The sequence below is a fragment of the Paenibacillus sp. sgz302190 genome, assembly GCF_059820445.1.
Genome location: NZ_JBZYAO010000077.1, coordinates 1 through 7,414, shown reverse-complemented (window position 1 = coordinate 7,414; position 7,414 = coordinate 1). Strand labels below are relative to the sequence as shown.

The 7,414-nt window shown below is 50.9% G+C and carries 7 protein-coding genes; 2 read left to right on the top strand and 5 right to left on the bottom strand.

Annotation, left to right across the window (positions count from 1 at the left end):
• Positions 1-74: 74 nt before the first annotated feature.
• The 5 genes from AC6RNO_RS36265 to AC6RNO_RS36245 all read right to left on the bottom strand — a co-directional run bounded on the left by AC6RNO_RS36265 (position 75) and on the right by AC6RNO_RS36245 (position 5,059).
• Complete coding sequence (locus AC6RNO_RS36265; protein ID WP_497108404.1) at positions 75-335, bottom strand: hypothetical protein; 261 nt, start codon at positions 333-335, stop codon at positions 75-77.
• Positions 336-446: 111 nt separating this feature from the next.
• Entirely contained in the window at positions 447-1,652 is a 1,206-nt protein-coding gene (locus AC6RNO_RS36260) for an MFS transporter (protein ID WP_474686123.1), read from the bottom strand.
• A complete protein-coding gene (locus AC6RNO_RS36255) occupies positions 1,649-2,467 on the bottom strand; it encodes an HAD family hydrolase (protein ID WP_474686125.1) in 819 nt (272 codons plus the stop codon). The genes AC6RNO_RS36260 and AC6RNO_RS36255 overlap by 4 nt, the downstream gene beginning before the upstream one ends.
• Positions 2,460-3,236 (bottom strand): DeoR/GlpR family DNA-binding transcription regulator, encoded by a 777-nt coding sequence (locus AC6RNO_RS36250; RefSeq protein WP_474686127.1) that lies wholly within the window; start codon positions 3,234-3,236, stop codon positions 2,460-2,462. Before AC6RNO_RS36250 ends, AC6RNO_RS36255 begins: the two co-directional genes overlap by 8 nt.
• Before the next feature lie 179 nt (positions 3,237-3,415).
• A complete protein-coding gene (locus AC6RNO_RS36245; protein ID WP_497108403.1) occupies positions 3,416-5,059 on the bottom strand; it encodes an FAD-dependent oxidoreductase in 1,644 nt (547 codons plus the stop codon).
• A gap of 202 nt (positions 5,060-5,261) precedes the next feature.
• On the opposite strand from AC6RNO_RS36245, the gene AC6RNO_RS36240 reads away from it, so the two are divergent.
• Entirely contained in the window at positions 5,262-6,692 is a 1,431-nt protein-coding gene (locus tag AC6RNO_RS36240) for an S-layer homology domain-containing protein (RefSeq protein WP_474686131.1), read from the top strand.
• A gap of 167 nt (positions 6,693-6,859) precedes the next feature.
• Entirely contained in the window at positions 6,860-7,138 is a 279-nt protein-coding gene (locus AC6RNO_RS36235; protein WP_474686133.1) for a hypothetical protein, read from the top strand.
• Positions 7,139-7,414 lie beyond the last annotated feature (276 nt).

The window sequence follows — 7,414 nt, the reverse complement described above, 5'->3', positions numbered from 1 at the left end:
GAGATTTTTTAATGATCCACCAGATAAAAGTATCAATAAAATACAATTTTAGGAACATTTTGAAACAAAATTTTTCATGTCAGGTTTGTTGCAAAGCTAGTGGTTTTTTTCTCCGAAATTGGCTTATTTTGACGAAAAACCTGCAAAAGTGCAGGGATTTTCGCTGAAAGTGAACCTGAGCCCATGTCCCCGCTGAAAAGCCTGCACAATTGCAGGAATTGTTCGTGGACAGCGATTAAGGACGCAAATTCATGTATTTTTGCAGGTTTTTTTCGTGCAGCCAGGCAGATTGTGGTTATCGCTTCTGACGCAGGCTTTCTTCCTGCAGCCTGCATTTTTGCAGGCTTCTCCGGCCGGCCGGTGAGTGAGGCCGCTTCGCGAGAGCGGCAGCGCCTTTATAAAAAAAGATGGGCTCCCCGCAATAGTTCGGGGGCCCATCTTTTTTATTATCCCTGTTCAGTGACGGATACCCGTTCGGGTACGGTTCCGGTCCCGGCTTTCCATCTGTAAGAAAAAAGCACGATCAACAGCACGATCAGCATGCCGGCGGCTACGGATCCTACGGTTACGCTGACATGGAAGCGGTCCAGGCTCCAGCCTGCGGCCAGCGGTAGGACGGCGCCGCCCAATCCTCCGGAGGCGATAAGCAGGCTCGTCGTTTGCTCGGTACGCCCGGGGATCAGCTGATTGGCATAAACGATCGCCACGGCGAACATGCCGGACATGAACAGGCCGAGCAGCAGCACGATGGCGAAGCCGCTCCACAAGGAGGAGTTGAACACCCAGACCAGGATGATCAGGAAGCCGGCGGCGTACGATACGGCCAGAAAGCGAAAATACGTCATTTTCTCGGCGATGACTCCCGCAAACACGCGGCCGACGACCATGGCGAACCAATAGGCCGTTACGGTTAAAGAGGAGAACGAGCCTGGCAACTGCATCTGCTCCTTAAAAATGGATGACAAAAAATTGACGATCGTGTTCTCCATCCCGACGTAAACGAAAAATGTGAGCATGAACATAATGAGGACAACCAGCGAGCTTTTGCTCAACGCCGGAGGCCGCTTGACCCCTTGCTCGCTGTCCGCTTTATGGGCCAGCAGCTCGTCATGCTCTCCCAGCGAAATCCTGGACCAGACGAGAGCCATCGCCACCGCGCTGAGACCAAGCAGCAGGAACGAATATTTCCATACACCGCCGGCGATAAGCAGGCTGGACACAAGCGGCATGACCAGCGCTCCGACGCCGAAGGCGACTTCCAGCTGGCTGAAAGCGATCGCCTGCTGATCTTTGGCTGCCAGCAGCACGAATGTGCTGATGCTGGATTCTACAAGGCCGAAGGCCAAACCGGCGATAAAGGTGAAGCAGACGGCGATCGGCCATGGGAGCAGCAGTACGGTCGCGACCATCGCCGCGAAAAGCAGCGTAAAGGCGATCATGATCGTGCTTCTGCGGCTGATGCGGCGAGCCAGGTAAGGCGCGCCGAGCACGCCGAGCAAAAAGCCGGCAAATTCCATAAACACAAGCACACCGCCGTCTTGGTAGCTGCGTCCGTAATATGTCAAAAGTTCAGTCAGTACAGCGCCGAAAATAACGTGAGTGGAGCCCGTCAATAAATATGACGCGCACCCCATGGTCAGCAGTCTTTTCATAGCGCGGTACTTTCTTTGCCTGAAAAGCTTCGATTGTAAGCATGCACATGTTCAAGGACTTCGGCTACGGAGTGCACTTGATAAGCGGCCGCCTGCCGGACATCGGCGTGCGCCTTGATCATGGCGAAGCTGTGCGGAGTAATTCCGAACATCGACACGTCGTTGAAAGAGTCCCCGCAGCAGGCGATTTCATCCGGCCGAAGTCCGAGCCGGTCGAGCAGAACGAGCAGGGAACTGCCTTTGGAGACGCCCAGAGGCATCACATCCAGACAATCGTGGTCGGACAAAAATATTTCCAATTGCCCGCCAAGCTGTTCCTCCAGCCGTCTTTTCACCTCAAGCAGGACGTCCAGATGTGCAAAAAACGAAAACTTGCTCGCCGATATATCGCCCGTCAGCGCCGCTTCCGCATCTTCTCTAACAAGAAGAGGGCTGAACATTCTGGACTGGATATCGGCTTCAGCAGGAGTCATGACCGCGCTGTAGTTTCCTTCGACCGAACAAATCAGCTTGACCATATCAAAGTTTTTGGCGATTCGATACACCTCGCAAGCAAGCTCCGGCGCAAAAACCTTGGCGTGCAGCAGCGCGCCGCCGCGCAAATAAATAAAAGCCCCGTTTTGCGATACGGAATGCGCCTCGTATTCGATCTCGTTCATCACCTGCTGCATGTCCGCATGCGCTCTTCCCGATGCCAGGCACAATTCGATGCCTGCGGCCTTGGCCTGCTTCAGCGCGGCGCGCTCCCGCTCGCTTACTTTTTTGCTGTGATCGAGCAAAGTTCCGTCCAAATCGCTGACTATCATTTTAATCATGCTGATGTTCTCCTCCCGCTAATACGATTTCCACTTCAGAGGCAATCAATTTCTCTTTGATTTCCTGCCCCATTTCCTGATCGGTAACAAGAATGTCGATGCTTTCCAAGCCAACGACGCGATAAAACAGACGTTTGCCGAATTTGGAATGGTCCGCCAGTACGATTACCTGATCCGCATGCTGGATCATAGCTTTGACAAGATAGCTGTCCTCTTCGTTCGGGGCCGACAACCCTTCCTCGGTAATGCCGCAAGTGCCGATAAACAGCTTGTCGACATGATAATCTTTGAGCATTTCTATCGCCTTGGCGCCGTATACGCTGTGGTGCTTGTTATCGAGCACGCCGCCGAGCATATGAATCGTGATGCCGCCTTTGCGCGCAAGCGCAGCCGCCGTTTCAATCGAGCTGGTCACGGCGACGTTGTTTCTGGAAGCTATGGCCGAAGCCGCATGCAGGACGGTCGTCGAAGCATCCATCATAATGTAGTCGCCATCCTGAATAAGGGCGGCGGCCGCTTTGCCGATCGTCAGCTTGGAAGAGGGCTCGGCCTGCAAACGCTGCTCGTAATTTCCGACGTCCTTCGATAATGTCGGCAAAATCGCTCCGCCGCGCGTCCTGACGATGCGTCCCTGTTCCTCCAGCTTGACCATGTCCCGCCGCGCCGTATCCCGCGATACTTCGTACAGCTCGCAAATTTGATCGACCGTAATGCGCTTATTTAATTTTAAGTAATCAACAATCGCGATAAGTCTTTCTTCCTGGAACAAGTCAAAAACCACCTCTTTACTTAAGTTTATATAAGTAATTATAAGCGCAAAGCTTATTATACACTTTTTTTTCAAAGCTTCAATACGTAAAAAGCCTCCGAATGCCCGCCCGGTTATCCCCAAACGCGCCAAAAAACCGCACAAGCTCCGAATCTCAGAGCTGCAGCGCGGTCCTGGCTTTACTTGCCTGTAGTTTTCTTTTTCGTTTGGACATAGCTGGGATATGTAATTTCGCCGGTATCCAGCTTTTTGATTTCGTCGTCCGTCCAACCGGCGATTTTGTTGGTCCCGGTGACGCCGGTCAGCGTGATATGATATTTGCTTGCCAAATATTGATGAAGCTTATCCATATCTTCCTGCTTGATTTCGCTCAGCTTCTGTTTGCCGTGAATTTGCCCGAGAATGACGCCGATGGATTCGGCCGCAAGGCTTGTATTCGGCTGAATTCTCGTGCTGCCGTAGGCGATGGCCGACGAGCCGACGTTTTTTCCCGCGGCGATGACATTGTCGTAATTTTTCAGCAAAAAGCTGCGGAGCGGCATGCCGTATTTGTCCGGTCTGCCCATTTCAATGCCCCATTTGTTGGCGCTGGTGCCCTGCAGATCGAGAGGATAGCCGCCGATGCTGACGTTGTCCGAGAACATTTTGCCTGACAGCAGGTCCGAAGGCTTGAGCACATAATCCATTTCGTAATGATTGTATTCGCGAATGTAAGGATACGTCGGCAAATCGCCCAGTTCCGCCGATCCCCAGCCCGGCAGCGTTTTGCGGAAATGCTCCAAAATGAGCGGCGTCTCCTTATTGCCGAGAGCAACGGCTTCCTGCACCGATTGGGCGTTGGAAGGGTCGACCGTGTAGACAAGCAGCGCGTTGATCAATACGTCCCCGTCTCTTTGATTGACCGCATTCAATCCGCGAAGAAAAACGCGATCATTGGTAGGATGATAAGCTTTCGTAACTCCACTCAAACCGATGGCAAAGCTTTCGTTGACGCTTCCGCCGCCGAACCGCTTGCTGCGTTCTTCCGGTTTCAGCTTGTTGAACTCCGCATTGAACGTCTTCCAGTCGACATGCTTGAACTTCATCATCATGCCGGCGCTCATGTATTCGATATTTTTTTGCCCGTAAAAGCTCTCCAGCCCCGGCAGCCGGTTCACATCCAGCTTGCTGAGCAGTGCGGCGTTATCGGTATTGTCCACCCAGTAGGAGGCCGATATGCTTTTCTTAACCTGCTGCCGGTCGGTATAGGTGAGCGAGGTTATATCATGCAGATGCGCGGGAGTGTCCGCCGTTTGTATATCATTGATCTGAACGCCCGATTCGATAGTGATTTGGTCTACAAGCTTTTTCATATAATCCGTAAATTCGGGCAGCTTGCGGATTTTGCCGTTTCGAAAACCGTCAAACAACTCCTTCGCCCGCCCCTGAACGAGCGACTTGCCTTTGTCGTCCCGGGTTTCGTCCAGAAACAGCATTTGCGCCTGCAGCACTTGTCCGCCGAATTCGGCTTTCGGATCGATAATTTTCACGCGCAAGCCTTCGTCGGCCGCGGCTCTTGCCAAATAAAGACCTTCGAGCTCGGTGCCGACTACGACGACATCAAACTTTTCGGAAGGTACTTGATCCGTCTGTCCGGCGTGAAGATTTTGCTGCGAGTTGTTCGCTTCTTTCGTTGCGGTTTGCTCGACACTCGGACCGGCCGTCCCGGCGGGACTGCGGGAAGAAGATTGAAACAAAGATCTGCTGAAAGTAAAAGCACTTGCCGTAATTAGCACTGCCACTGCAATGAAAATAATCAAACCTCGTTTGCTTTGAAAACGCATGCTTTTGCTCCTTTGGCGATTCTTTTTCTAACAGCTTGATTTTATCACGACGGGCGGCGTATTTGATAGTTTTGCCTGTTAATTTTGACTAGACCCCCAAAAAAAATAGCCGGGCAGCGAACATTTGTAGCATATCCAGGAACCCTTCGCGAAGGTTCATCTTATGCTTCATAACTACTTGGGAAAAGGGAGAGGTAACTTGATGAAAAAGCAGTTAATGAAAAAAGTGGTGGCAACGAGTCTTGCCTGCGTGATGGTTGTAGGAGGAGGCACTGCCGCATTTGCAAAAGATAACGATCACAACCGTGGCAATCGGGAAAACAACCAAGGCAACGGAAGAAATTACAATTATAGCCAAGGAAACTACAAAGGTTCCATCGATATTCGCATCAATTTCAACGATATGAAAACCGCGCAATGGGCAATGCGCTATATAGCAAGCCTCGCTTCCAAGCGCGTGTTTGAAGGCTATGAAGACGGCTCTTTTAAACCTGACAACACCGTGTCCCGCATCGAAGCGATTACGGCCGCCGTTCGTTTGATGGGACTGCGCGACCAAGCCGAATCCACCACTGAAATGCAAACAAAGCTTAACTTTAAAGATGCCGATAAAGTTCCTTCCTGGGCTGTCGGATACGTCGCTGTAGCGCTTGAAAACGACCTGTTCACAGAGAGCGACGACAGCGTGAAGCCGAATGAAGCGGCTGACCGTCTGTGGGCAACTACGCTTTTGGTTAAAGCGTTGAAATACGATGCCGAAGCCAAAGCCAAAATGAACACCGCTCTGCCGTTCAAAGACGCCAAGCAAATTCCTGCCGGATCGGTCGGCTATGTGGCCGTAGCTATTGAAAAAGGTTTGATTGACGGCTTTGAGGACAACACGTTCAGACCGAACCAATCCGTAACTCGCGCCCAATTGGCCGCTTTGCTGGACCGCACGGGCAGCCAATTGCCGGGACAAGATCAAAACGCGAATACAGGCACTGTCAGCACGGCAGTCACTAACAATGTATTGACATTGACTAAATCCGGCACGACAACCCAATACACGCTTCATCCTGACGTATTCGTACTGCGCAACGGGGTAAAAGTAGCCGCTTCCGCGCTGCAAGTAGGCGACGAAGTGAAAATCGACACGTACAATAATCAGGCTGTGTATATCGAAGTTACGAAACTTGCACAAACTTCTGTTACTACCGATAGCGGTACTGTAAGCGCGGCTGTGTCCAACAACGTTCTGACTCTTACCAAATCGGGAACTGCTTACCAGTTTACCCTGAATCCGAACGTTTATGTATACCGGAACGGAGCTCAAGTAAGCGCCTCTGCTTTACAAGTAGGCGATGAAGTGAACATCCGCACATCCGACAATCAAGTCGTTTACATTGAAGTGACCAAGCTGGCTCTGACCGATTTTGACGTGATTGGTACGCTTAACAGTACTACTCTGAATACCCAAGGCGTCATTTCTACCATCTCGATCACTCAAAACGTATATAATGGCTCCCAAACGGTCATTTATAACGTATCTCCAAGCGTAACTATTACAGGCAACCTTTCCCTGCTTACTGCCGGACATCCGGTAGAGCTCAAAGGAAAAGACCAACTGGTTACTTCCATCGACATTAAGTAATTATCGTTATACCATCATATATTTAGATTAAATATGAAAAAGGTTTGGAATCCACGCAACGGCTCCCTGCTGCAAGACGGCAAGGGGCTGTTGCTTTTTTACGCGCAATTTGCATATTCGTGCAGGCTGCGAAGCAAACTACGTCGAACCGGAAGGAGAGATGCTGCATGCAGGAAACGCTAATTCAAACTTTTAAAAGATACTATGCCGATTACCGGGCGGCCGCAGACGTGGATCAGAGCTTTGCAGACGCCTATCAAGCGGTTGCTTTTTACGTGATCGAGCAAACCGGCCGGCTTGCCCGGGAAGGCGAGCTTGAGGCGATCCGGAACATTGTCCGCGAGTTTACGGAGATCCGCCATTCCGTAGGCGGCAGCAACGATTCCGTCAAGGAGCGGTTTGAGCAGGAGCTTGTGGAGACAATGCTGAGCAGGACAAGCACATAAACCGGTAACAACCGGCAGCCTGAAATGAATGTTAAAAAGGGTGTTGCATTCTCGCTGCCAGCGTGCTATATTAATGTTCCGGCCAAAACGAGGGCAAACAAATGAAAAATAATGCTTGCAATCGCCCAGGCGGATATGATATATTAAAACTCCTGTTGTTGAAAAACAGCAGGTGAACGAAAGAAATTGTTCTTTGAAAACTGAACAACGAGTGAAGAAGCAAGGTTGAGCAATCAACCACAAACAAGAGATTGCAAAATCTCGTCAGCTTTGAAA